We start from the raw sequence: 23,901 nt of genomic DNA on the forward strand, positions 1-23,901 counted from the left end.
TCGTATGCCCTAGCCAATGGCCCGCAGGCCTTCGACGACACGCACACGGCTTGCCTGTACCGCCGGCACAATGGCGGCTGCAAGCGCAATAACAAGCGAGCAGGCGGCCTGCAATAGCATCGTTTTGTGCGAAACCTTGAACACGGGAAACACCCCACCCGTCGCATGCTGGAACACGACGGCTGCGGGTGGCGTCGCGAGTAATCCCATGCCGCCGCCGATTGCACAGATAGCGATCGATTCGCCCAATACGATTGCCGAGAGAAACGCGGGCCCGAAACCAAGCGCCTTGAGCGTTGCATATTCGACGGTACGCTCGCGCGCACTCATTGCCATCGCGTTAGCCATGACCGCCATGATGATCACGATTACTACATAAGAGACAATCCGTATAGCCGCTATGATCTGGTTCGACATGGCGACGAAGCCGAGCTGAAAAGCTTGCTCTGTTTCGGTCAGCGTCTCGGCGAGTGAGTTCTTGAAGACGGCATCGATGTTGCGGGACACCGTCGCCGCTTCATCGGGATTGTCGATGCCGACGATATATACGCCCACCTGATCCACGTTGCGTTTCGTGGTCTTGCGAATGCTTTCGTTCAGATATTCCCAGTGAAACACAAGCTGCCGCGTAATCGTGGATTCGTCGCGTCCTTCCAGGATGCCTCGCACGACGAAGTCCCATGTGCCGGGGTAGATCGTGCCTTTGAGCGGAATCACGTCGCCGACCTTGAAACCGTATTGCGTCGCAAGCTGACGCCCGATGAGACATCCCTTGCGGTCGCGCTGATAGTCGGTGCGGGCTTGCTGCGAGATGACAAACTCGGGGTAAAGATCGAGGTAATTGTCCGACACCGCGAATTGCGCGAAGAAATTCTTCGGGTCCCGATAGATTCCGCCGAACCAGTTCGAGCGCGCAACCATCGTTACACCGTCGACCCCGCGAATGCGGTTCTCGTACGCGAGCGGTAGTGGAAAGACAAGCGATATCGCATTGCGCGTGACGAGTCTCGCGTTCGATGCAGCGGCAGCACCGGCATACCACGCATCCACGACGGTATAGAGAAGACCATATGCGAGCACGGCAATAGTCAAGCCAAGTACTGTCAATGCGGTGCGCAATGTATGGCGCGTCGCGTTGCGAAGAATCAGCTTGAGCACGTACATAGGTCAGCGCGCCTCGGCATCGATGAGTTCGCCTTTCTCCAGATGCACGAGCTTCTTGGCCGCATTCGCCGCGTGGGCGTCGTGCGTCACCATGATGATCGTTTTGGCGAGGCGGTCGTTCAAACGCTGCAACATCGTCAACACTTCCGCTGCGGACGTGCGGTCCAGATCACCGGTGGGTTCATCGGCCACGATCAGCTTTGGATCGGTTACTACCGCACGCGCAATGGCGACACGTTGCTGTTGCCCGCCGGACAACTCCGACGGATAGTGACTCATCCGCTCACTCATGTTCACCATGTCGAGCACCATCGACACACGCTCGCGCCGTTCGGCACGCGAGAGACGCGTGAGCATCAGAGGAAGCTCGACGTTTTCATACGCGGTGAGCACGGGCATCAGGTTATAGAACTGAAAGATGAAACCGACGTTCGATGCACGCCAGTCCGCAAGCGCCGCCTCGGGCAAGCGCGTGATATCTACTCCGCCGACACGCAGTTCGCCGCTGTTCGGCCGGTCGATGCCCGCAATCAGATTAAGCAACGTGCTCTTGCCCGAACCCGACGGACCCATCAACGCGACGAAGTCGCCTTCTGCAATGGACAACGTGATGTCGGTGAGGACCGGCACCGTCTGCACGCCGCGCCGATACGACTTCGCGACATGGCTGATCTCGACCAAAGGCCCTGTGTTCACGCTATTTCTTCGCCACAGTGACGCTGGCGCCATTCTTTATCTTCTCGCTGGGCGCAAGCACGAGCGTATCGCCGGGCTTCACGCCCGACACCGCCAGCAGGTCGCCCATGCGCTCGCCGGTGATCACAGGCACTTCGCGCGCCTTGTCGTTGTCGACGACGTACACCACCGTCTTGCCCTCGCGTGTGACGACAGCGGTCGGCTGCACCGCCACGACGGCTTTCTTCTCTTGCGGCGGCACAGGCTTCGAAAGGAAGGCGATCTTCGCGCTCATATCCGGCAGCACCCGAGCATCGCGCTCGATGAATCTCACCTTGACCAGCACGGTGGCTTTCGAGCGATCGACGGTCGGCACGATGCGCGATACGCGGCCTGCAAATCGCGTATCGGGCAAGGCATCGAGTTGAATCTCGCAAGGCTGATCAACGACGATACGCCCGATGTTCGACTCTGCGACGTCCGCTTCGACTTCGAGCGTCTTCATGTCCGCAATCGTGACGACCGCGCCCTTGCTGTCAGATGCGGACGAGAACGGCGTGATGTTGTCGCCGACGTTCGCGTGCTTCTCGATCACGACTCCATCGAACGGCGCGCGAATCACCGTTTGATCGACAGCAACCTGAGCCGCACGGGCATTGGCCTGCGCGGACTGAATGGCCGCTTGCTCACTGTTGATGGACGCTTTCGCCTTGTCGAATCGGGAGCGGTCTGCGTCGTATTGCGAAGCGGAAATCGCGCCGTGCGGAGCGAGCACGAGTGAACGCTTGAGATTGGCCGAGGCATTCTCCAACTCGGCGCGCTGCAACTGCAGGTTCGCCTGAGCGACCTTCACTTGCGCCTGAGCCTGCGCGAGGGCGGCGGTAACGTCGGCGCTCTCGAGCCGCGCAATGACCTGCCCTTCTTTCACCGGCGTGCCTTCGAGCACGCCGAGCCATTCGACGCGCCCTTGCGCTTTGGATGCAACCGCCGCCTTTCGCTGCGGCACTACATAACCGGTTGCATTCAAAATGGTGTAGCTCTGCGACGGATAGACAGAGGTGACAGTGGCTGTCTCGACAGTCTGCGGTCCGGCCAGCCTGAAAGCGGCGCCGATGAGCGCGAGCACGATCGTCGCGACTGCTACATAACGAAGCCAGTGGCGTCGGCGTCGCGGCTCGACGGTGCGAGAAGCCGTTCCCCGGTCAATTCTGAGTTTATCTAGGTCGTGCTCGGCCAATTTGGTACGTGAAGCGCCGTTAAATGCATGCAAGTTCGCTGCTTGGGGCAGCAATCCGGCGCGTATGTGATCAAGGGATGCTTAGTATAGCGCCGCGCTTACAGCCCCTTGCGTTTTGCACGCATTCGGGTATTCGTTGCATTCTGCATGCACGCTGCGAATGACTGACTTGGACCTAACGACGCGGCGATAGATGTGCGGCCGTCCTCGGCGGCTCGGATCGAGGGCGCATTGACGCTGTTTGCATTCAGAATGTCGGTAGCCGGGAGTCGCAACGCCGGTGCACAGTGTTTCCGCTCTTCGCACCGAGACCGGAGCCTGTCGATGCGCTCCGGTTGCACGCAAGATTCAAAATGCCAACCGCCCGGCCAATCCCCTGCTTTTATTTTAAGATAGCCGCTTGTTCGTCACGCGGCAGCGTTTGCCAGGGGTAGGTTCGTGTTTTCTCCGATACCAGGTCGCAACACCTTAGCGTCGACTGTCGGCGCGGTGCTCTGCCTGTCGGTAGCTTTTCATGCGCAACAGGCGCACAGCGCAGCGCAGGTGAGCGCCGCCAGCGCCAGTCCGGCCGCCAACGTGGCTAGCGGAGACATTCTTTCCGCAGAGTCCCTGCCGCCTCATTTCGCAGGTGACGATCCCGAACATGTGAGGGACGCGTTGGCTGCGGCCGTGGCGTCCGGGCAGCAAGCTGCGACGGCGAATCCATCTATCAGCAGTCGCGTCCGCAGGTTCCTGTCCCGGCCCTTCGTTGCCGCGGGGCATACGGCGCAAAGTGCAAGTGGCTCCCGGTCCACGAGCAGCGACGCATCGCGCCCGGACCGTACTTTTGTATTCGTCATTCCGGCTGCCTATGGCGTGCGTTTTGAATCCAAGAAGAAGCTGCTGTCGGTGAATGTGTCACTTGCCGCGCCCGACGAACCGGGCGCCATTCTTCTCAAACGTAAGGTGCATGGACAAAGCGGACGCAAACTGGTGATCGCGCCAGAAGCGAAGGCGAAAGGCTTCGTCCAGACGATCGACACGATCGAGTTGGAAACTGAATCACGCGCGAAAACGAGCGTGCGCGGGCGTGCCGTCTTGCCGACGTTCGATGCATCGCATGGAAGCAGTAATCTCGCGATCGTGCTTGTCTGCTCGCTGGAGCCACCGTATCTTTCGGACCGTATCGAACATAGTGATCCGACTGACGAAGAGCCCACGGACATCACCCGGAGAAGATCGACGTTGCACGGGCACATCGATGCACTATGGCTCGTGGACACCAACGACGGCACCATCGTGACAAGGCGCCTGCGTCTCGTGAAGTAGCCGACGGTTGCCGGACAAAAAATGGGCAACGCCGCAGCGGCGACGGTTTAGGTAGCTGCATGCATGCAAAAGACCAACTCCAACGTTGAAAGACGATGCGAGCATCTACAATCGAGGATGCCCCGGTTCGACAGTGACCGGACAACGTACGAGTGCGGAGCCGAATATCTGGAAAGCCTACGATAGCGCGCCGAGGATCGATCGAAGCCACGCTCGCGTCACGGAGAGATGAATGCGCCGTAGATTTCAAGCCGTACGCCAGAGCGGCCGAGCCGTGCGGCGGCGGATCTTTCGCCGCAATAACCATGCATGGATGCGGGTAGCCGAGATCTTCTCGCGCTTTCCGCTGCTAGCGGGCGCGCTTGGCACGGCCGTGGCGCTTTCCATGGCGGTGCTGTCGTTCGCCGCTTTGTGGCAGGGACGCGCGCAGGCATTGCAGAACGCGCACGAGGCATCGGCGAATGTAGTCGGCACACTCAGTGCGGATATTGCACGCAATATCGAATCGAGCGATCTGTCATTGCGCACGATTGTCAGCGGTATGCAAAATCCAACTGTAACCGGCCTGTCGCCCGAACTGCGCAGGCTGGTTCTTTTCGACGGCGCCACCGCCGTGAGCTACATCGGCGGCGTGTTCGTGATGGATGCGAAGGGGCATATCGTCGATGAACGCGACCCGTCGGGCCATACCGACCTCCTCTTCAGCGATCGCGATTACTTCCAGGTCCACGCCGAGCGGCCGGACGTCGGCCTGTACATATCCGGGCCGTACCGCTCTCGGTTGCGCAACGGCCAGCGCTCGCTTGCATTGAGCCGGCGCATCAACGCGCCCAACGGCTCGTTCGCGGGTGTCGCGGTAATCGCCATGAACGTGAGCTACTTCGATTCACTGCTGTCGCGAGTGAACGTGGGCCGCTCTGGATCTGTATTCATCGTGCAGCGCGACGGTCTCATGCTCGCCCGCAAACCGCCGCTGCCGCGCGACAGCACAAGCAATGTATCCGTTTCACCGACCTTCACCGCGATGAAAGATGAACGCTCCGGGTCGTACATATCGACCTCACCGCTCGATGGCGTGCGCCGCCTGTACACGTTCGTGCGCGTGCCGGGAACGAATCTGATTGCCGCCGTCGCGCCGGCTGAAGACGACGTGCTCGCAGGATGGCGCGAACGCAGCACGGTCATCGGTGGTCTCACGCTCATGTTCGGCGGCGGCTTCATCGCCATATCATGGCTGCTCGCAATTTCGCTGCGTTCACGCGCTATCGCCCACGAAAAACTGCAGCGCCTTGCCGGCACGGACTCGCTGACGGGCCTGAGCAATCGCCGCGCTCTCGATCGACGTCTCGCCGAAGAATGGCGGCGCGCACGTCGTGCCGACGATCCGATTTCCGCGCTCTTCGTCGACGTCGACCACTTCAAGTTCTATAACGACACCTACGGCCACGCGATGGGCGACGATGCACTCGTCGCCGTCGCCGATTGCATGCAGAATGCAGTCCAGCGACCTGGTGACATCGTCGCGCGTTACGGCGGTGAGGAATTCGTGATCGTGCTTCCGGGCACGCCGGCAAGTGCAGCCGTCATCTTCGCCGAGCGCCTTCGCGCGAGCATCGAGGCGCTCGCCATCCCGAATAGCAGATCCCACAAAGGCGTGCTGACGATCAGCATCGGCTGTGCGACGGTTCAGCCGCGACAGGGCGACGACGCGCTCAAGTTGCTCAACAGCGCCGATGCGGCGCTCTACCGTGCGAAAGGCGCCGGGCGCAATCGTGCGGTTCACGAAAACAGCATGGCAAGCGGCAACGCGTAAGGTCGCGGAAACGCAATTCAGGCCGCGCAAGTTGGCATTTTGCATACTAAGGAGCGCGTCAATGACACCTTCAGCGGCCGTATCGACGATCCTGCTTGCGATTCTCCTCGGCGCGATGATCCCGGGGCCGAGCTTCGTCATGGTCGCGCTAGGGGGCCTATACACACTGCTGTTCGCGGTTGAATGGCTCTATGTCGGGTTGAAGATCGCAGGCGGCGTCTATCTTGTCTACATCGCGCTGCGTATATGGCGCGGAGCCTCGCAGCCGCTGTCAGTCAGCACCGTAGGCGTAAGAGGAGCGACCAGCGCGGGACGCTCCTTTTGGCTCGGATTGAGCACCCAACTCAGCAACCCTAAGACAGCAATCTGGTACGGCAGCATTCTCGCGGCGCTTCTGCCGCTTCATCCGCCGCTCTGGTGCTACCTGGTGCTGCCTTCGCTGGTATTCGTCGTCGAGTTCGGCTGGTACATGGTCGTCGCAATGTGCTTCTCCAGTCGTAGGCCGCGAGAGCTGTATTTACGAGCGAGGACATGGATCGACCGCATCGCGGCCACCTTGGTGGGCGCTCTGGGGCTACGGCTCATCATTGCGGCCGGCGAAGGCGGCATTTGAGCAGGTTTGCATGCAAGATACCGATCGAACGATAAAGAATGCAAAACAACGAGCTATGCACGCCTGGTTGTCGTTCGGTGTGCCCGAAGGCCGCCGTTTAGTACGTACACTCGTTGCATGTGCGATCAGTTATGGAGGGGCCCGCCTTGCCGCACTTCCGGAGGGTTATTGGGCACTGATTACGACGCTGGTCGTCGTCACTCAGCCGAGTCTGACGCAAGCTTTGGGCACCGCCCGCGACCAGATCACCGGCGCATGCATCGGCGGTGTGGCCGGCATGCTCGGCGTGACGGCCATCCAGCACGGCGCTTCACCGCTCGCCGTCTTCGCGGTCGCCTTGATACCGCTCGCTGTGCTGACTGCGAAGCGCCCTGCGCTGCGCCTAGCGTGCGTGACGCTCGTGATCGTCGTCCTGATACCGGCGGGCGGCGGACCGCCGTTCCAGCGGCCGTTGCACCGCGTGCTGGAGATCCTCATTGGCGCGGCTTCGGCTTTCATCGTCGCGGCGATCTGGCCCAATCGCGCGCTCCGGACGGCACACCGATGCGTCGCCGATACGCTCGAATGCTTGCGCGAGTTGATCGTCATCCAGCTTTCGGGAGAGGCGGATGACGGTAGGGCTGCCCGCCTCGAAGCACGCAGTTCGCAAGCGCAGCAAGCACTCGAAGACGCGCTTCAGGAAGCCGAGCGCGAGCACATCATCGTTCCCCTACAGAGTCACCGTCCGGATGCCATAGACAAGGCTGCGCCGTTTCTGCGTCGCCTTCACAGTGATGCGCTATTTCTCGGAAAGGCAGTCTCGGACGGGCAGTCGGATGCATGCAAAATGCGAAATCGGGAGATGGGCCGCGCGTTGCAGGCACCATTCGAAGCATTGACCGACGCGCTCTCCGGCACACTTGAAGACCATCCGAAGCTCGAACGTGCGCGCGAGTGCGTGCGCCAATTGAAGGCCGCGCTGGACTCCGACAGTTCGAACCGTGAAGGGCAGGATGTCGCTCATTTCGTCATCGGTCTCATCGTGACGGACCTCGATGCGCTGATTGCCGCGATCTATCCGAGCAGAGAAGCCAACTCGCCTTGAGGCGGCGTCCGTAGCGTACCGATGCGCTTTGTTGCCATTGAACGCCTGGTAATCACCGTGCTCGCGCTCGACGGGTTTTTTGCATGCAACCGCAAAGCGACGACTTGGCTTGCCGCCAATGCGGCACTGTAACCGGCCGAATATCGTCGGGGCGACCAGTGCCTCCAGCGCCTGGCAGCGCACGGGGGAACGAGCGTCACGACGGCCTCGAGCTGGGCGACGCGCGCGTCACGCTCACGACGACTCATCCGCGGCATGCGGCATACAACATGCCGCATGCACAATCAGCCTACCGATGCCTCATGCCGTCACTTCACACTCCAGAATTGCGCCTTCATTCTTGAGCGCCTGAATGCGCGCATCGTCGAAGCCATATTCCCGCAGGACATCGGACGTATGCTGTCCAAGGAGCGGTGCGGGACGCGACGACTGAGCGACAGAATCGGAAAAGTGGATAGGCAAGCCAATGCCGCGCACGCGGCCCGCAAGCGGGTGCTCCGTCTCCACGATCATTCCCCGCGCCAAGGCTTGTTCGTGCGCTGAGGCCTCCGGAACGCCGAGCACGGGTCCGCTCGGCAAGCCAATCTCGTCGAATGCGGCCAGCCACTCGTCCGTCGTCCGTTCGATGAGGCGAGCAGTGAGAATATCGACAAGGGCCTCGCGATGCTTCAGGCGTCCGGCGTTGGTCTGAAAACGCTGATCATCGGCTAGTCCCGGTATATTCAGTACTCCGACTAATCGCGCGTAGTTGCTCTGATTTGCAGCGCCGATATTCACCCAGCCGTCGCGCGTGCGAAACGCCTGATATGGCGCGCTCGTCGGGTTGGCCGAGCCCGCTTTCGGCAGTACTGTTCCGTCAGCGAAGTAGTTCGCGAACGCCCAGTACATTTGTTGCAGTCCCGCTTCGAAGAGCGATGTGTCGACCATCTGGCCCACGCCCGTGATCTGCCGTCTTGCATACGCTGCGCTAATGCCCAAAGCCGCGAGAATGCCCGCGTTGATGTCCGTGACGGGCGACCCTGCCTTGATCGGCGCCTGTCCCGGCTCGCCCGTCATGCTCATCAAACCGCTCATGCCCTGTGCGATGAGATCGAATCCGCCTTTATCCGCCATCGGTCCGCTGCGCCCATAGCCGGAGATCGCACAGTAAATGAGGCCGGGATTCACGGCTCGCAGAGTGTCATAACCCATGCCGAGTTTTTCCATCGTGCCGCGCCGATAGTTTTCAGTGACGACGTCGGCACTAGCCAGCATCGTCCTGAGTACATCTTTACCGCCATCGGTCTTGAGGTTAAGCGCGATGCCGCGCTTGTTGCGGTTCACGATCATGAACGATGCGGATTCACCGCTTTCCAGGATCGGCGCGAAGCGCCTGCAATCGTCACCGTTCGGAATCTTTTCGACCTTGATGACCTCCGCACCCATGTCCGCGAGCATCATCCCGCAAATCGGTCCCGACATGATGTGCGCGAGTTCGATCACACGCATGCCCGCTAACGGCCCCTCGCCTTCCTTCCGCGATGCAGCCGCCGCCGCAGATGCGCCCGATGGAATTTCGTATGCCATTCAACGCCCCTTGAATTCAGGTTTGATCTTGCTCAGGAACGCCTCGTATCCCGTACGGAAGTCGACCGTGCCGAAGCAGGCGAATCCTTCGTCGCGCTCGTCGTCAGCGAGCGGCGTCGGGTCCATCACGCGGCGGATGAATTTTTTATGCCAGCGCGCGACGAGCGGCGCACCATCCGCAATGCGACGCGCCGTCTCATAGGTGTGCGGCGTCACTTCGCTATCCGGGACGATGCGCGTGACCAGCCCTTTCGCGAGCGCCTCGTTCGCGTCGAACACTTGCCCTTCGAGCAGTATCTCCAGCGCGACCGCGGGCCCCACGAGCTGCACGAGTCCTTCCATCTCGGCATGTGCCATAACGAGACCGAGGTTCTTGATCGGCACGCCAAAGCGGCTCGACTCGCCGCAGATGCGCAGATCGCACATCGCCGCGATCTCGAGCCCACCGCCAACGCAGATTCCGTGAATCATCGCAATCAGCGGGTGACGGCAGTTTTTCAACGCCGCGAGGGTGCGATGCATGATCGCGCCGTACGCACGCGCCTGTTCGACGTTGGAGCGGTCAGTGCGGAATTCACCGATGTCGTTGCCGGGCGAGAACGCCTTCTCACCGGCGCCGCGCAAGACAATGCAGCGCAGCGCGTCTTCCGCGGATAGCGTCTCGATGGTCTGCCCGAGCGACTGCCACAACTGCTTCGTCATCGCGTTGAGCTTATCGGGCCGGTCGATGATGACGGTCGCGATGTCGCCTTCACGCTCGGTCACGATGGATGGTTCAGCCACTTCGCCTCCTCATTGAATTTTGAATGCAGTTCGATCCGAGGATGAAGCCCCGGAACGACTGCCCGGCGATTCACACGAACTTGCTCGCATGCGTCGTCTCGGCCTTCTCTTCCTCGACTTCGAGCGTGCGGTCAGGGCGCATCGTGAACGAAAGAATGATCCCGGCTGCCATCAAGATCATCGATACCGTGAACGGAAGATTCCAGTTGCCGGTGCGGTCGATGAGCCATCCGCCGACGACAGGGCTGATGATCGCCGCGAGGGCCGAGCCTGAATTCATAATGCCGGCGGCAGTGCCCGAATGCTTCGGCGCAATGTCCATCGGCACTGACCACATCGGCCCGATCGTCATCTCGTTGAAGAAGAAGCCAGCCGAGAGGCACAGCGCGACAAGCGTGATCGAAAGATTCGAGACCAGCATGATCGGCGCGAGCGACAACAGCGTCAGGAGCATGCATATGCCGACCATCGTGTTGCGTGCCAGTCTCACGTTACCGCTCTTGCGCAGAATCCGGTCTGTCAGAGAACCGCCGAGCCAGTCCCCAAGTACGCCGGCGAAGAACACGCCGGAAGCGAACAGCGCCGACTTCCCGAGTTGCATGTGATAGTTGTGCAGGAAGTACTGCGGAATCCAGCCGAGGAACAACCACAGAACCCAGCCGTAGCAAAAGTACACTGCGGTCACCGGAGCCATGCGACCGAATAAGGTGCGCCACGGTACGGCTTTTCGTTCCTTCACGCCGGAATAGTGAGCCAGCGTCTGGCACTCACCTTCGGTAATGCTTGGATGATCGCGCGGATTGTCGCGGAAGTAGAACACCCATGCGAGCGCCCATGCGAAGCTGATAATCCCGGTGATGATGAACGCACCGCGCCAGCTCGTCGCGATCATCAGCCACACGATCAGCGGCGGTGCGACTGCATTTCCGATGCGGGATGCTGCATGCGTAATACCTTGTGCAAAGCCCCGTTGGTCGGCCGGCATCCAGTTCGACATTGCGCGCGTCGCCGTCGGGAAGGTCGCGCCCTCGCCCAGGCCGAGCAAAACGCGTGCGACGATCAGCGAGAAGAAGCCGCCCGCCATGCCCGTCAGCACGGTCGCGCCGGCCCAGATGATCGCGCATGCCGCGAGTGTGCGACGCGGGCCGAAGCGGTCGCCTACCCATCCTCCGATAATTTGAAACACCAGATAAGGGTACGCAAACGCGGAGAACACGAAGCCGACCTGGGTGTGCGACAGACCGAGTTCCGCGCCGAACTGGCTCGCGGCGGTACTGACGTTGACGCGGTCGATATAGGTAATGAAATACATCGCGCATAGCAGCAGCAAAACGCGCGTCGTGGCTCGACGGAACATCATCGTCTCCTTGATTGGTCGCGTGGGTGCACCCGGCACGGATGTGCCTGGTCACGCCATACGGAACAGCGTGCTCGTGCGTCTGATAACACTGGTGCGTGACGGCCGCCAATAGCGGATGGCCGTCTGTGCGTCTAATGCGTGCGCCGGCGTAGGCAGCGACTAGGTGGTTTGCGCGAGGATGTCATGGCGTCGTCTCCTGTCGCGGATCGTCAGTGTCCGCTGTTGTCATGTCGATGAACAAGTGCTGCAACTCTTACACTTCAGGCAAGCGCACGTTCGAGAACGCGCGCCACATGCCATGCTTCCGTCTGGGCCCCGTCCGCGATCTGATGCCGACAACTCGTGCCGTCCGCCACGATGATGGCGTCATCTGCGTCCCTTGCCTTGCGCACCGCGGGCAGAAGCGAAAGCTCCGCCATGGCTTGCGATGCCTCGTAATGCTCGGCTTCGTAGCCGAAACTGCCGGCCATGCCGCAGCACGACGACTCGATCGTCCTCACTTCCAGATCTGGAATCCATCCAAGCACTGTTTCGATGGGTCGCACGGCATCGAAAGCCTTCTGATGACAATGGCCGTGCAGCAGCGCGTTCGGCTTGTCGATCGGCTTCAGTGCAAGATCGAAGCGGCCTGCAGAACGTTCGCGTACCAAGAATTCCTCGAACAGAAAGGATAGTTCGGATGCCTTAAGGGCGGCGTCGCCATATCCATAGCCGAGAAATTCGTCGCGCAGAGACAGCAGGCAAGAAGGCTCCAGCCCGACAATGGCGACGCCGCGATCCACATACGGCAACAGCGTATCGAGTGTGCGGCGTGCTTCCGCTTTCGCTTCGTCAACGAGTCCGGCCGCGAGAAACGTTCTGCCGCAACAAAGCGGTCGCTCGCCCGTCTTCGTGTTGAGATGCACCGTGTAACCGGCCGCTTGCAACACGCGCTGCGCCGCGCGGGCGTTTTCCGGCTCGATGTAGTTGTTGAACGTATCGACGAAGAGCAGTACTTCTTTCGTTGCGGATGCACGCGGGCTGCTTGATGGTTCGCTTAGAAAAGGCCGTTTGATTCGCGGGAACGCGCGTTGTGGCGCGAGTCCGAGCTTCGCCTTGAGCCAACGGGCCGTGCGCGGCATATTCGTTTCGAAGGCGCTGACGAGCAACGGCATGCGGCTCGCAAAAGGCGCATAGCGCGGCAGAAATGCAATCAGTCGCTCACGCATGCGCAGACCATAACGCGCGGTCCATGCCGAACGCGCTTCGATCTTCATGCGCGCCATATCGACGCCGGTCGGACAGTCGCGCTTGCATCCCTTGCAGGACACGCACAGGTCAAGTACGTCCTTCACGTCCTGACTCGCGAGCCCTTGTCCGTCGTCACCGAGCTGGCCAGAAAGAGCAAGACGCAGCGTGTTGGCACGGCCTCGCGTCAGATGCTGCTCGTCCTTCGTGATGCGATAGCTCGGACACATAGTCCCCGCATCGAACTTGCGGCAGTGGCCATTGTTATTACACATCTCGACGGCTTTCGCGAGCCCGCCCGTAAGATCGCCGCCTGAACCCGCCACGCCTTCTTCGCCTGTCGAAGGATCGCGCGTCACGTTCCATGCGGACCAGTCGAGCTTCGGCTCAAAAGCACGCTCGCGATAAGACGGCGGAAACCGAAAGAGCGCGGCATCGTCCATCTGAGGCGGCGCGACGATGCGGTCCGGACTCATGCGGTTGTCCGGATCGAAGAGCCGCTTGATGTCGCGAAATGCTTCATTGATGCGTGGACCATATTGCCAAGCAACCCATTCGCCGCGGCAAAGACCATCGCCATGTTCGCCCGAATAGGCGCCCTTGTATTCGCGCACCATTGCAGCGGCCTCTTCCGCGATGGCGCGCATCTTGTTTGCACCGTCGCGTCGCATATCTAGAATAGGTCTCACGTGCAACGTACCGACGCTTGCATGGGCATACCACGTGCCCTCCGTGCCGTGCTTTCTGAAGACTTCGGTCAGACGGCCCGTGTATTGCGCGAGATGCTCGAGCGGTACCGCGCAATCTTCGATGAAAGACACCGGCTTGCCGTCGCCCTTCATGCTCATCATGATGTTCAGCCCTGCCTTGCGTACTTCCCACAGTGCCTTTTGCGGACCGGGCTCAGGCATTTTCACGACCGATTCGGGCAGGCCCAGGTCGCCCATCAACTCGACGAGTTGCGCGAGTTTCATCAACTGCGTGTCGCGTTCCGCGCCCGCGAACTCCACGAGCAAGACCGCTTCGGGATTTCCGACCAAAGCCTTCTCGATGACCGGACGAAACGACGGGTTGGACATCGCGAGGTCGATCATCGTGCGGTCAACCAGTTCGACGGCCACTGGCCCGAGCTTCACGATGTGCTGCGTCATGTCCATCGCGTCGTAGAAGCTCGGGAAGTTCACGACGCCAAGCGTCTTATGCGCAGGCAGCGGTGAGAGCTTCAGCGTCAATTGACGGCTGAACGCAAGCGTGCCTTCGGAACCGACCAGCAAGTGCGCGAGGTTGGGCTCTTCGTCGCTGAAGGGCAGCGGGCTCTGGCAATCAAAGAGGTCGAGGTTGTAGCCTGCCACGCGACGCAACACCTTAGGCACGCGCTCGCGCAGTTCATCGCGTTCGCGCATGGCGATGCCGCGCACGCCGTCGACGAGATCGCGCATACGTGCATCGAGTTGCATGGCGGACAACTTGCTGAATCGCGCCTCATGGCCGTCGGCGAGGATGGCGTCGATGGCCTCGACGTTGTGCACCATGATGCCGTATTCCATCGAGCGCGAGCCGCACGAGTTGTTGCCGGCCATGCCCCCTATCGAGCATTGCGCGCTTGTCGAGACATCCACGGGAAACCAAAGGCCATGCGGCTTGAGCCAGGCGTTCAGATGATCGAGCACGACGCCCGGCTCGACGGTCACCGTGCGGGCGTCTTTGTCGAAATCGACGATATTGTTGAGCCACTTCGTCGTGTCGATGACGAGCGCCTCGCCCACCGTCTGACCGCATTGACTCGTTCCGGCACCGCGCGCCAGAATGCTCGCGCCTTGCGCCCGCGCTATGTCGAGCGCCAGCCTGAGGTCGTCCTGATCTCGCGGCACGACGACGCCAACGGGCATGATCTGGTAGATGGATGCATCCGTTGCATAGCGCCCGCGCGAGGCGCGGTCGAACAGCACGTCGCCCTTCAACTCGCGCTGCAAGCGTGCCTGCAAAGGTGTGGGCGTCGCGGCGAGACGCGCCCGCGCCGAAGCGGGCATCAGGTGGATCGGCTTGACTAGACGGTCGGTGGCTGAGTTGAGCATCGTCAGTGTCGATAGGAAGGCCGTGGTCTATTGAATGCCTAATGCCGAATGCTTAATGCCGAATGCCTAATGCTTCATTCAAAATGCAACTGAACCGGAGGAAGACCGTCGATTGCGCCGAGCGCGGTGCCAGGCTTGTCGGGAAACGCCATGCCGGTGTACGAACCCGCTGTAATGACCGTGCCTCTCTCGACCGCAAGTCCACGCGATACCGCGTGGTTGATCGTCCACGCCAGCAACCGGCGCGGGTCGCCTGCGGGATTGGCGGGCGTGGCGTCGAAGAGCGGCAGGCCGTCATAGGTGAAGGTCATCTTGGGCGATATGAAGGCGAACGCCTCGTCGTACGGCACACCTTCACCGACAACCAGCGCGCCGTGGTTCTGCAAATCGGCCAGCTGCCAGAGTTTGTCGACATCCGGCCACGCAGCGAAGCGGCTCGCGACCACTTCGATTGCCGAATGAATGCAATCGACCGCCGCCATGACTTCCGCGTCGCCGTAGGGGCCGCGGCCGGCCTCGAAGCGGCGGTTGAACGTGAACGCTACTTCCAGTTCTAACGCGGCTTTCCCGAACGCCTGCATCGAAAGACGCGCGCCAGATCGATGCACGCCGTCGGCCGGCAGGAGCGCACCCTGGATAGGACCGTCCGCTGACTTCGCGCCGACCTTCCAGCCGCCGATCCCGCGAGCATCCTTGGCAACGGCGGCGCTCGCCGCAAGCGCGCGCAACGTCGCCTCTTGCACAGCGTAGGCTTCGTCCGCGTTGGAAGGCCGGGCGCTCTCCGGCAAGGTATCGAGCTTCGCGCGATGCGCCTTCGCCTGCAAGAAGAGCCGAGCGGTCGAGGCAGCGTCGAACCCGGCGCTCACGCGGCCACCTTCAGATCGGGCTTTGCGACGTGGCTCGTCAGATAGTCCATCGCCGCCGCGACGCCGCTGCTCTCGAGCGCAATGCCCGCGAGCTTCAGCCCCATCTCGCAGCCCGTGAGCGCTGCCATGAGCGTGAGATCGTTGCAATCGCCCAGGTGCCCGATGCGGAACATGCGATCCTTCAGCTTGCCGAGGCCCGTGCCCAGCGACATGTCGAAGTGTTCATAGATGAGCTTGCGGACGGCATCCGCATCGACGCCTTCGGGCATCATCACGCCCGTTAGCACAGGCGAGTACACGGCGGGATCGGCGCACTGAATCTCGAGTCCCCAAGCAGTGACGGCCGAGCGGCACGCAGCGGCAAGGCGCTGATGGCGCGCGAAGACGTTGTCGAGACCTTCGCCCAGAATCATGTCGAGTGCTTCGAGAAGGCCGTACAGCAGGTTCGTGTTCGGCGTGTACGGCCAGTAACCCTGCTTGTTCATCTCGATGATCTCGCTCCAGTCCCAGAACGCGCGCGGCAATTTCGCCTTCTTCGACGCATCGATCGCTTTCTGCGAGACCGCGTTGAAGCTGATGCCCGGCGGCAGCATCAATCCCTTCTGTGAACCGGAAACCGTGACGTCCACGCCCCACTCGTCGTGGCGGTAGTCGGCGGATGCGAGGCCCGAGATGGTATCGACGAGCAGCAGCGCGGGATGATCCGCCGCATCGATTGCACGGCGCACCGCCGCGATGTCCGACGTCACGCCGGTCGACGTCTCGTTATGCACGACGCAGACCGCCTTGATCGCATGCTGCGTGTCTTCGCAGAGACGCTTTTCGATCATGTCCGGCTGCACCCCGCGACGCCACCCTTCGATACCGGGCAAGCCGAGAAACTCGGGCTTGAGGCCGAGGTTCTCGGCCATCTTTCTCCATAACGTTGCAAAGTGGCCGGTCTCGTACATGAGGACGGCATCTCCCGGACTCAGCGTGTTCGAAAGCGCCGCTTCCCACGCCCCCGTTCCCGATGCCGGATAAATGACGACGGGTTGCGTCGTTTTGAAGATGCGCTTGACGCCGTCGAGCACCTTCAGGCCTAGCGCTCCGAACTCCGGGCCCCGGTGGTCGATGGTCGGATAACTCATTGCACGCAGGATGCGATCGGGTACCGGGCTCGGTCCCGGGATCTGCAAAAAGTGACGGCCAGCGGGGTGGAAGTCGAGCTTCAGCATGAGAGCGCGTCCTTTGAAATTGAATTTTGAATGCAAAATACTCTAACGCAGTGCTCAGTAGCGGCAAAGGATTTATTAGGCCAAATGGCCTAGGGATAACCCGCTGACGGTTTTCTGTGCTTTCGGTGAGCTAGAATTGCCTGAACCGATCTTGAGGTTTTGAATGCAAAATCTGGACATACCTGAGAGCCGCCTGCCGTCCGCCCTGCTTCCGAAGCTGGAACGACTCCGCCTGCATGACACGGTGGTCGACAATCTGCGCAGCTTCATCGTCGAGGGGTTGCTTGCGCCAGGCGTCAAGCTGAACGAGCGCAAGCTCTGTGAAACGCTGGGCATTTCACGAACGCCATTGCGTGAAGCCCTCAAGGTATTGGCCGCAGAAGGGTTGATCGACATTGCGCCCAACAGAGGCGCCTCCGTCGCGCAGATGAGCGACCTTGAGATCCGCGAGATGTTCGAGTTGATGAGCGGGCTCGAAGCGTTCTCCGGCGAATTGGCATGCGAACGCATCACGCCTGCCGAGATCGCGGATATCAAGGCATTGCACGAAGAAATGGTCCAGTGCCGCGCGCAAAACGATCTGTCCGGGTATTACGCGCGCAACCGGGCCATCCACGACAAGATCAACGAGGCGGCACGCAACACCGCTTTGCGGCAGACGTATGTGTCGATCAACCGTCGCCTGCAGGCGCTGCGGTTTCGCTCGAATTTCCAGACGCCGAAGTGGGACAGCGCCATCCGCGAACACGAAGAGATGCTTGCGGCGCTGGAAACACGCGATGGACCCCGCATGGCCGCCATCCTGCGGCGGCATCTTTTGGGCAAGCGCGATGCGGTGCTCGCAGAGCGCACGCTTACGACCGTCAAGCCCGCCGCGCCGGCAAAGCGCCGCACCAAGGACGCATTTTGAATGCAACATGCAGGCATCAGTGCGACCGGTAGCTCGCACGCGGACGATCTTCACCAACCTTCGGACGCTATCGAGTGATTCTATAAGGTCCGCGGCACTGTGCGCGTAGGTAAGAAAGCCGCGAGCGCAGACGCGATGGTGGCGCTGATGACCATGTTCCCGTCCATGTGATGTCATCACGAGAACATGGTCCGATTCCACGGTTCCCGGACAGCGAGCAAAAATCAGCGCCGTCACGCCACATCAGCATTGGCATTCATAATTCGGCATTCAGCATGGATTCGACCCCAGCCGCCGGCGCGGCCATCATCGAACTGCCGTTCACGCGCCCTTTCGATTGGACGCGCTTATGCGCCTTCATCGGCAGACGAGCATCGGCGGGCGTTGAGACGGTCGAGCGCGGCGTGTACCGTCGCGCTATCGAATGGCGCGGCGACGACGGTATCGTCGAGGTGAGGCCGCACGAGCGCAAGCATCGTCTGATCGTGACGGTGCAAGGCGATGCGCGTCGTCACATCGACGAGCTTGCACAGCCGCTGTCGCGCATGTTCGACGTCGATGCTGATCCGCGTGTCATCGGTCAGTCTCTGTCGCGCGATGCGCTGCTCGCGCCGCTCGTCGAGGCAGCCCCTGGACTGCGTGTGCCGGGCGCGTGGTCCGGCTTCGAGCTGGTGGTGCGGACCATCGTCGGGCAGCAAGTGAGCGTGAAAGGCGCATCGACGATCATGGCACGCATCGTCCAGCGCGCCGGGCGCCGCATCGACGGTCATCCGCATGAAGGCACAGCATGGCGGTTCCCTACACCCGCCGAACTGGCCGCCGCCGATCTGCAGCAAATCGGTATGCCGGGAAAGCGCGTCGAGACGGTGCAGCGGTTCGCGCAAGCCGTCGCGACGGGCGCACTGCCGATCGACACGCCGGGCGTCGACCGCGAGGGCGTGAAACGCGATCTGCTCGCCATGCCCGGCATCGGGCCGTGGACCGTCGGTTATGTCGCCATGCGGGCGCTGCGCGACCCCGACGCCTGGCCGGACGCCGACCTCGTGCTCATGCAGGCCATCGCACGGCACGATCCTTCGCTGACCACACCTCGTCAACAGCGCGCGTATCCGGATCGCTGGCGACCGTGGCGGGCTTATGCCGCAATGCATTTGTGGAACGGAGTCGCCATGCAAGCCGGACGCGCCAAAGGCGGATGATTTTGCATACGGTCGATTGTATGCAGCATGCCGGTCCATTGCATACCAAATGCGACTATGCATTTATCTGGCGCTTCGGGCTGGCCACAACGTGATGGTGGCCTTCATCATGCTTCCATCCCATGCGGCCGATGATGCACGAAATGCGAACGCCGTCGAGGCGTATAGTCTGCTTCTGGCACGAGCGGAGAACATCATGAACAACGAAACATGGCAGTATCAAGTGCGCATCCGGCTCGATCCGCACTACGCAGACCTCGCGCGCAAGGACCCGCACAATGCTGCGCTGTCATCGCTCAATGCGCTTTTGGAGAAACACGACGCCGAACTCAAATGCCAGTTCGACGCCTTTGCCGAGTACGTGGCCGAGGCCGAGCGCGAAGGCACAGAGCACTATCCGTTATATCGATGGACGCGTGAGACGATCGAAAATCCCGTGAAGAAGGCGAAGTATCTCCAGGCCTTCACCTTCTACGTGCGGGGCGCGGAGGTGTACGACAAAGCGCTAGCCGATGATCTGGAAGCCGATCTCGTCGCGCTTAAAGCGCAATTCGGCGACGCCATCATCGACATCAGCAAATTCGACACTAACCCGGCCAGCAACCCGCAGCCGCCCTCGTATGACAAGGCTTGAGAGCGGGTGCGGTTGACGCGCATACCGCCATGCAGGGCCGCAAACAAGTCATACTCGAAGCTGCCCTCGCCACTCTGTGGGAGGAAGTCGATTTGGGCTTTACACAGCCGCGCGTCGCAAAGCGCGCGGGGGTGCGCCAATGCCACCTCATCCACGATCTTCGGACGCGGGTCGAGCCCGTCGCTCGCGCAGCCATCAACGGTCAGTTCGATGCACGTGATGCAATCGCGAGCGAATCATCGCCGGCAGTCACGGCAGCATCCATCGCGGCCGCCAATGCGACGCGAGAACACGCGCGTCCTCATGCCGCTCGCGCAAGCCTCGGAGGAAGAACCTTCGATACGCAGTCTGTTCCGCGAGTTCGCCGATGCCATCGCCGCGCGCTTCATGCGAATGCTCAAGCCCTGGGCCTTGCGGTCAACAAGGTGCATATGGCCATGTCGTGGGAGCCGCGGTCGTCGATCTCGCGCTTCGACGTTCGAATAGCAAGCGGCAAGCAAGCGCCGCCATCGAAACACTCTTCGCGTTGATCCCGCCTGTCAGTGGACGCAAGTGACTCAGGCGTCGCGTTGAACGAAGCGCACGACGACACTGTGCGCGATTCGTCGGACAGATGACGGCGTCCAGCCAGTACGCGCGACATCGCATGAAACAAGTTTGCGCGGGACTTCGCTGTGGCGTTCTCCTATAGTCAGCCCGTCGCCACATGCAACATCGAGTGGCTCACTGATCGAGGAGAAACACTGTGAACGCAAGATTTCAAATCACTGACTCGTGCTCTTCGAAGGCGAGCTTGCGCTGGCTGCTGATCGTGGTGGCGACCGCGATGCTCGCGCTCTCGAGCGGTTCGGCGTTCGCGGGCTGGGCGCGCGGCGGCACGGCATACACCGGTCGCGGCGCGTATAGCGGCGCGCACGTGGGCTCGTGCGGCGGCGGGAGCTGTTCGCATGCAGGCGGCGTCATGAACCCGTGGGGCAGTGTCGCGACGAACTCCGGTACGGTCACGCGCACGGCCCCGGGCCAGTTCTCAAATTCAGGCACCGCTTACGGCCCGTACGGACGTTCAATGCAGCACGCCGGCGACACGAGCTGCGCCAGTGGGTCGTGCGCCCACACAGGCGATATCACGGGCCCGAACGGCAAAACCGCAGCGACCGCGGATACGGTGACGCGCAGCGCGCCCGGGCAATTTTCGTCGTCGGGCTCGGTCACGGGACCGAACGGCAATACATCGACGCACACTGCATCGACGAACTGCGCCGGCTACACATGCAACCGCTCGGGCACCAACGATACCGCGAGCGGCGGCACGGTCACGCATGCCGGAAGCGCGAGGAGCGTCGCGCCGGGCGTCGTCGTCACGTCAGGCACCGCCACTGCCTCCACTGGCCCGCACAGCACGACGGTGGTGGCAAGCGGCACTGTTAGCGGCACCGCGGTGGTCGCCGTGCCGCCGCCGTCGTCGACCGTGGTGGTCGCTCCGCCGCCGACGACCGTTGTCGTAGCCCCGCCCCCGCCGCCTGCGATGTACGTCGCTCCGGCGCCGCGTCCCGCCGTATGGGTTCCGGGGCATTGGGCCGGCACCGTGTGGGTTCCGGCGCACTGGGCTTGACGGGGTGATCGAAACTCCCGGAACCAGCGGACTTACGCTATCGAAACGAAGCCGACGTTCTGGAGCGCGAAGATCAGTGCCTTGCGGACCCAGCCGCGTCCGCCGGAGGTCACGAACTCATGACCACTCGTGCTTTGTCATGAGGTCAGCGTCCGGACCAAAGACTCGTAGGGCCTTCGATCTTTCTCCGCACTTCAGTGCACATGGACGAAAGCGTTGAATATCAGCGCCATCACGAGGCCAACCACGGCCACGATGGATTGCACCGCTGAGATTGTCTTGGTGGCTTCGCCCATGGTCATGCCGAACGATTCCTTGACCATCCAGAAGCCGGCGTGGTTCGCATAGTTGAAGAACAGCGAACCGCAGCCGATCGACAGAGCCAGCAAAGGCAGGTTCAGGCTCGGATCGGCGCCCGCCAGCGGAGCCAGCAAGCCCGCCGCGCCCACGATACCCACCGTGGCCGACCCCGTGGAGACGGAAAGCAACATGGCGATCACCCATCCCAGGATAAGCGGAGGAAACGCAAAGTGCTGCGTCAGATGCACGATGGCCTCGCCCACCTTTGCGCTCGTCAGCATCTCCTGGAAAGCGCCGCCTCCAGCGATGATCATGATGATGGATGCAATCGGCTTGAGACTGCTGCCGAGCGCATGGCGCAGCCTCTCGGCATCGCCGCCTCGGGCGAGGACCAATGCCACAACGGCGAAGAGTACGCCTAGCAGCATGGCAATCAGCGGATTGCCGAGGAAGCTGGCCAGATGCAACATCGGTGCGCCCTTCGGCAAGGCCATTTCCGCGACCGCATGAACCAGCATCAGGATGGCGGGCAGCAAAGCCGCCAGCACGCCGAGACCGACGCCAGGACGCTGATTCGCGCCTGCCTGTTCGACCACGGTGAATTGGTCCAGCAAGCTCTGATCCGGCCTGGTGTTCATGCGTGGCGATATGAGTGCGCCATACAGCGGGCCGCCAAGAATCATGGCCGGAATGGCCGCCAAGAAGCCGTACAGCATGGTCGGGCCGACGGAAGTCTTGAGCGTGGCGATCGCCGTCAAAGGCCCGGGATGGGGCGGGACCATGCCGTGCATGGCGGCGAGCGCCGAGATCACAGGCACGCCAACGTACACATAAGCCGAGCCTTTGAAGCGCGCCTGGCTTTCCAGCTTTCGCGCCACGCTGAAGATCAGGGGCAGCATGACGACGAGACCCACTTCGAAGAACATCGGAATGCCCACGACGAAGGCCACGAGCGTCATGGCCCACGGGATCATCCGGTCCGAGGCGCGCCTCAGAATGGCTTCGGCGATCTGCTCGGTGATACCCGCATCGGCAAGGATCTTGCCGAGCATCGCACCCAAAGCGATGACGATCCCCACCGCGCCCAACGTCTTTCCCGCGCCGTTGGTCAGGTGCTTGACGATGCTGCCCGGCTCCATGCCGGTTGCGAATCCCACGCCGATGGAAACGACGAGCAAAGCGAGCAGCGGATGCATCTTGATGCGCGACACGATGAGCGCGACAAGCACTAACACGCTGAAGAGCGCGGTCAGCAACAGATCAATATCCAGATGAGTCATGACGTGTATCTTTGGTTTTAAGTACTCTGCAGCGCGTGCCTTCGGATGGAGCATAGGCAGCGCGTGCAGCATCGGCGCTCAGGTTTGCGCGGCCTGTTCGTCGAACATGTAGAGGCTTGTTGGCGTGTGCGCCAGGACGACGTCCCGCTCTTCGCGGCTCGGTAGCAGCGCATGCAACAGGTCCAGCGATCTCGACATGTGCTCCGCGTTCTCGAACTGCGTATGAGGCCAGTCGCTACCCCACATCAGGCGATGCACTCCGAACGCTTCCTTCAAGAGATCGAAGGCTTCGCGAGCCTCATCAATAACGCTGTGATCCGGCCAGTTGCGATATGCCCCGGATACCTTGACCCACACACGCTGTGATCGCGCAACTTCGAGAAGGCGGCGAAAGCCTGGATCGCTCGCACCGAGGGCGGGATCCGGCCTGCCGAAATGATCGACGACGACATTGACTCCTGCGTCCAGGAGCGGCGCGACGATGCCGTGCAGCCTCGCTGCCTCCGCGTGCACTTCGACGTGCCATGCGAGTGCCCGAACATGAGCGAGCGTGGGGGCGCTCACCCAGTGATCGAGCGCGTAGTCGGCGTGTCCGATCAGATTCAGCCGGATTCCCACGATGCCCGCTTCGGACATCTCAGTCAGCGTCTCGAGTTCGCAGTCACGCGCGATTACAGCAACGCCACGCAGCCTGTCGCGCGCACGACCCAGCGCATCCAGCAGATAGCTGCAATCGGTGCCGAGGAAGCTGGGCTGCACGAGCACGCCGCGTGCAATGCGATGCGCATCCAGTTGGGCGAGATAAGCATGCAAGGGCGAGTCGTAATCCGGCGCATAGCGTCGATGCTCGGCGAGCGGAAGACCGCGCCTGAACACATGAGCATGGGTATCGATCGATGCGGCCTCCGTACGACGATGCGCATCTTCTCGACGGCTCACGTCTGTCCCCGACTCAGAGGGCATTGCGTATTTCTCCAT

Annotated in this window: 20 protein-coding genes; 9 read left to right on the forward strand and 11 right to left on the reverse strand. The window is 61.6% G+C overall.

Annotated features, from left to right (window positions below; translation table 11 throughout):
* Positions 1-9 precede the first annotated feature (9 nt).
* From P9239_RS20285 to P9239_RS20295, 3 genes are read right to left on the reverse strand one after another with little or no spacing between them, the layout of a single operon-like run.
* A complete protein-coding gene (locus tag P9239_RS20285; RefSeq protein WP_309754239.1) occupies positions 10-1,164 on the reverse strand; it encodes an ABC transporter permease in 1,155 nt (384 codons plus the stop codon).
* Positions 1,165-1,167: 3 nt separating this feature from the next.
* Positions 1,168-1,860 (reverse strand): ABC transporter ATP-binding protein, encoded by a 693-nt coding sequence (locus tag P9239_RS20290; protein WP_309754241.1) that lies wholly within the window; start codon positions 1,858-1,860, stop codon positions 1,168-1,170.
* Between the two features lies 1 nt (position 1,861).
* Complete coding sequence (locus tag P9239_RS20295; RefSeq protein WP_309754242.1) at positions 1,862-3,076, reverse strand: efflux RND transporter periplasmic adaptor subunit; 1,215 nt, start codon at positions 3,074-3,076, stop codon at positions 1,862-1,864.
* 438 nt (positions 3,077-3,514) lie between these two features.
* Between P9239_RS20295 and P9239_RS20300 the strand changes: the two genes are divergently transcribed.
* From P9239_RS20300 to P9239_RS20315, 4 genes are all read left to right on the forward strand, one after another.
* Complete coding sequence (locus P9239_RS20300; protein WP_309754243.1) at positions 3,515-4,384, forward strand: hypothetical protein; 870 nt, start codon at positions 3,515-3,517, stop codon at positions 4,382-4,384.
* 313 nt (positions 4,385-4,697) lie between these two features.
* On the forward strand, positions 4,698-6,197 hold the full coding sequence (locus tag P9239_RS20305; RefSeq protein ID WP_309754244.1) for a diguanylate cyclase: 1,500 nt from the start codon (positions 4,698-4,700) through the stop codon (positions 6,195-6,197).
* 61 nt (positions 6,198-6,258) lie between these two features.
* Positions 6,259-6,810 (forward strand): LysE family transporter, encoded by a 552-nt coding sequence (locus tag P9239_RS20310; RefSeq protein ID WP_309754246.1) that lies wholly within the window; start codon positions 6,259-6,261, stop codon positions 6,808-6,810.
* Between the two features lie 10 nt (positions 6,811-6,820).
* Positions 6,821-7,894 carry an FUSC family protein gene (locus P9239_RS20315; protein WP_309754248.1) on the forward strand — a complete coding sequence of 358 codons (1,074 nt, stop codon included), beginning with the start codon at positions 6,821-6,823 and terminating at the stop codon, positions 7,892-7,894.
* Between the two features lie 300 nt (positions 7,895-8,194).
* On the opposite strand, the gene P9239_RS20320 is transcribed toward P9239_RS20315, so the two are convergent.
* The 6 genes from P9239_RS20320 to P9239_RS20345 form a co-directional block, all read right to left on the reverse strand.
* On the reverse strand, positions 8,195-9,382 hold the full coding sequence (locus P9239_RS20320; RefSeq protein WP_309755496.1) for a CoA transferase: 1,188 nt from the start codon (positions 9,380-9,382) through the stop codon (positions 8,195-8,197).
* Between the two features lie 78 nt (positions 9,383-9,460).
* Entirely contained in the window at positions 9,461-10,243 is a 783-nt protein-coding gene (locus P9239_RS20325; RefSeq protein ID WP_309754249.1) for an enoyl-CoA hydratase-related protein, read from the reverse strand.
* Positions 10,244-10,313: 70 nt separating this feature from the next.
* Complete coding sequence (locus P9239_RS20330; protein WP_309754251.1) at positions 10,314-11,603, reverse strand: MFS transporter; 1,290 nt, start codon at positions 11,601-11,603, stop codon at positions 10,314-10,316.
* A 260-nt stretch (positions 11,604-11,863) separates the two neighbouring features.
* Positions 11,864-14,905, reverse strand: a complete 3,042-nt coding sequence (locus tag P9239_RS20335) for an FAD-binding and (Fe-S)-binding domain-containing protein (RefSeq protein WP_309754253.1) — start codon at positions 14,903-14,905, stop codon at positions 11,864-11,866.
* A gap of 74 nt (positions 14,906-14,979) precedes the next feature.
* Positions 14,980-15,771: a 2-keto-4-pentenoate hydratase gene (locus P9239_RS20340; RefSeq protein ID WP_309754254.1), complete on the reverse strand. Its 792-nt coding sequence runs from the start codon at positions 15,769-15,771 to the stop codon at positions 14,980-14,982.
* Positions 15,768-16,988, reverse strand: a complete 1,221-nt coding sequence (locus P9239_RS20345; RefSeq protein WP_309754256.1) for an aminotransferase class V-fold PLP-dependent enzyme — start codon at positions 16,986-16,988, stop codon at positions 15,768-15,770. The genes P9239_RS20340 and P9239_RS20345 overlap by 4 nt, the downstream gene beginning before the upstream one ends.
* 163 nt (positions 16,989-17,151) lie before the next feature.
* Between P9239_RS20345 and P9239_RS20350 the strand changes: the two genes are divergently transcribed.
* From P9239_RS20350 to P9239_RS20370, 5 genes are all read left to right on the forward strand, one after another.
* The gene (locus P9239_RS20350; protein WP_309754258.1) at positions 17,152-17,898 is read left to right on the forward strand and encodes a GntR family transcriptional regulator; all 747 of its coding nucleotides are present in this window, start codon (positions 17,152-17,154) and stop codon (positions 17,896-17,898) included.
* Positions 17,899-18,173: 275 nt separating this feature from the next.
* The gene (locus P9239_RS20355; RefSeq protein WP_309754260.1) at positions 18,174-19,097 is read left to right on the forward strand and encodes an AlkA N-terminal domain-containing protein; all 924 of its coding nucleotides are present in this window, start codon (positions 18,174-18,176) and stop codon (positions 19,095-19,097) included.
* 196 nt (positions 19,098-19,293) lie between these two features.
* Positions 19,294-19,731, forward strand: a complete 438-nt coding sequence (locus tag P9239_RS20360) for a hypothetical protein (RefSeq protein ID WP_309755499.1) — start codon at positions 19,294-19,296, stop codon at positions 19,729-19,731.
* A gap of 29 nt (positions 19,732-19,760) precedes the next feature.
* A complete protein-coding gene (locus P9239_RS20365) occupies positions 19,761-20,261 on the forward strand; it encodes a TetR/AcrR family transcriptional regulator (RefSeq protein ID WP_309754261.1) in 501 nt (166 codons plus the stop codon).
* 296 nt (positions 20,262-20,557) lie between these two features.
* On the forward strand, positions 20,558-21,343 hold the full coding sequence (locus P9239_RS20370; RefSeq protein ID WP_309755502.1) for a hypothetical protein: 786 nt from the start codon (positions 20,558-20,560) through the stop codon (positions 21,341-21,343).
* 194 nt (positions 21,344-21,537) lie between these two features.
* Here P9239_RS20370 and P9239_RS20375 read toward each other — a convergent pair whose 3' ends face one another.
* Together P9239_RS20375 and P9239_RS20380 are read right to left on the reverse strand one after the other, a co-directional pair.
* On the reverse strand, positions 21,538-22,923 hold the full coding sequence (locus tag P9239_RS20375) for a gluconate:H+ symporter (RefSeq protein ID WP_309755505.1): 1,386 nt from the start codon (positions 22,921-22,923) through the stop codon (positions 21,538-21,540).
* 78 nt (positions 22,924-23,001) lie between these two features.
* Positions 23,002-23,886: an amidohydrolase family protein gene (locus tag P9239_RS20380; protein ID WP_309754263.1), complete on the reverse strand. Its 885-nt coding sequence runs from the start codon at positions 23,884-23,886 to the stop codon at positions 23,002-23,004.
* Between the last annotated feature and the right edge of the window lie 15 nt (positions 23,887-23,901).

Origin of the sequence: Caballeronia sp. LZ062, assembly GCF_031450785.1 — a bacterium.
In the GTDB taxonomy this organism is placed as follows: domain Bacteria; phylum Pseudomonadota; class Gammaproteobacteria; order Burkholderiales; family Burkholderiaceae; genus Caballeronia.

Excerpts from the sequence above, each read along its gene's own strand:
- P9239_RS20370 (WP_309755502.1), top strand. The coding sequence starts at position 20,558 with ATGCTCGCGCTCTCGAGCGGTTCGGCGTTCGCGGGCTGGGCGCGCGGC.
- P9239_RS20375 (WP_309755505.1), bottom strand. The coding sequence starts at position 22,923 with ATGACTCATCTGGATATTGATCTGTTGCTGACCGCGCTCTTCAGCGTG.
- P9239_RS20355 (WP_309754260.1), top strand. The coding sequence starts at position 18,174 with ATGGATTCGACCCCAGCCGCCGGCGCGGCCATCATCGAACTGCCGTTC.
- P9239_RS20305 (WP_309754244.1), top strand. The coding sequence starts at position 4,698 with ATGCGGGTAGCCGAGATCTTCTCGCGCTTTCCGCTGCTAGCGGGCGCG.
- P9239_RS20365 (WP_309754261.1), top strand. The coding sequence starts at position 19,761 with ATGCAGGGCCGCAAACAAGTCATACTCGAAGCTGCCCTCGCCACTCTG.
- P9239_RS20310 (WP_309754246.1), top strand. The coding sequence starts at position 6,259 with ATGACACCTTCAGCGGCCGTATCGACGATCCTGCTTGCGATTCTCCTC.
- P9239_RS20345 (WP_309754256.1), bottom strand. The coding sequence starts at position 16,988 with ATGCTGAAGCTCGACTTCCACCCCGCTGGCCGTCACTTTTTGCAGATC.
- P9239_RS20285 (WP_309754239.1), bottom strand. The coding sequence starts at position 1,164 with ATGTACGTGCTCAAGCTGATTCTTCGCAACGCGACGCGCCATACATTG.
- P9239_RS20315 (WP_309754248.1), top strand. The coding sequence starts at position 6,821 with ATGCAAGATACCGATCGAACGATAAAGAATGCAAAACAACGAGCTATG.
- P9239_RS20335 (WP_309754253.1), bottom strand. The coding sequence starts at position 14,905 with ATGCTCAACTCAGCCACCGACCGTCTAGTCAAGCCGATCCACCTGATG.
- P9239_RS20360 (WP_309755499.1), top strand. The coding sequence starts at position 19,294 with ATGAACAACGAAACATGGCAGTATCAAGTGCGCATCCGGCTCGATCCG.
- P9239_RS20330 (WP_309754251.1), bottom strand. The coding sequence starts at position 11,603 with ATGATGTTCCGTCGAGCCACGACGCGCGTTTTGCTGCTGCTATGCGCG.
- P9239_RS20380 (WP_309754263.1), bottom strand. The coding sequence starts at position 23,886 with ATGCCCTCTGAGTCGGGGACAGACGTGAGCCGTCGAGAAGATGCGCAT.
- P9239_RS20320 (WP_309755496.1), bottom strand. The coding sequence starts at position 9,382 with ATGCGTGTGATCGAACTCGCGCACATCATGTCGGGACCGATTTGCGGG.
- P9239_RS20350 (WP_309754258.1), top strand. The coding sequence starts at position 17,152 with ATGCAAAATCTGGACATACCTGAGAGCCGCCTGCCGTCCGCCCTGCTT.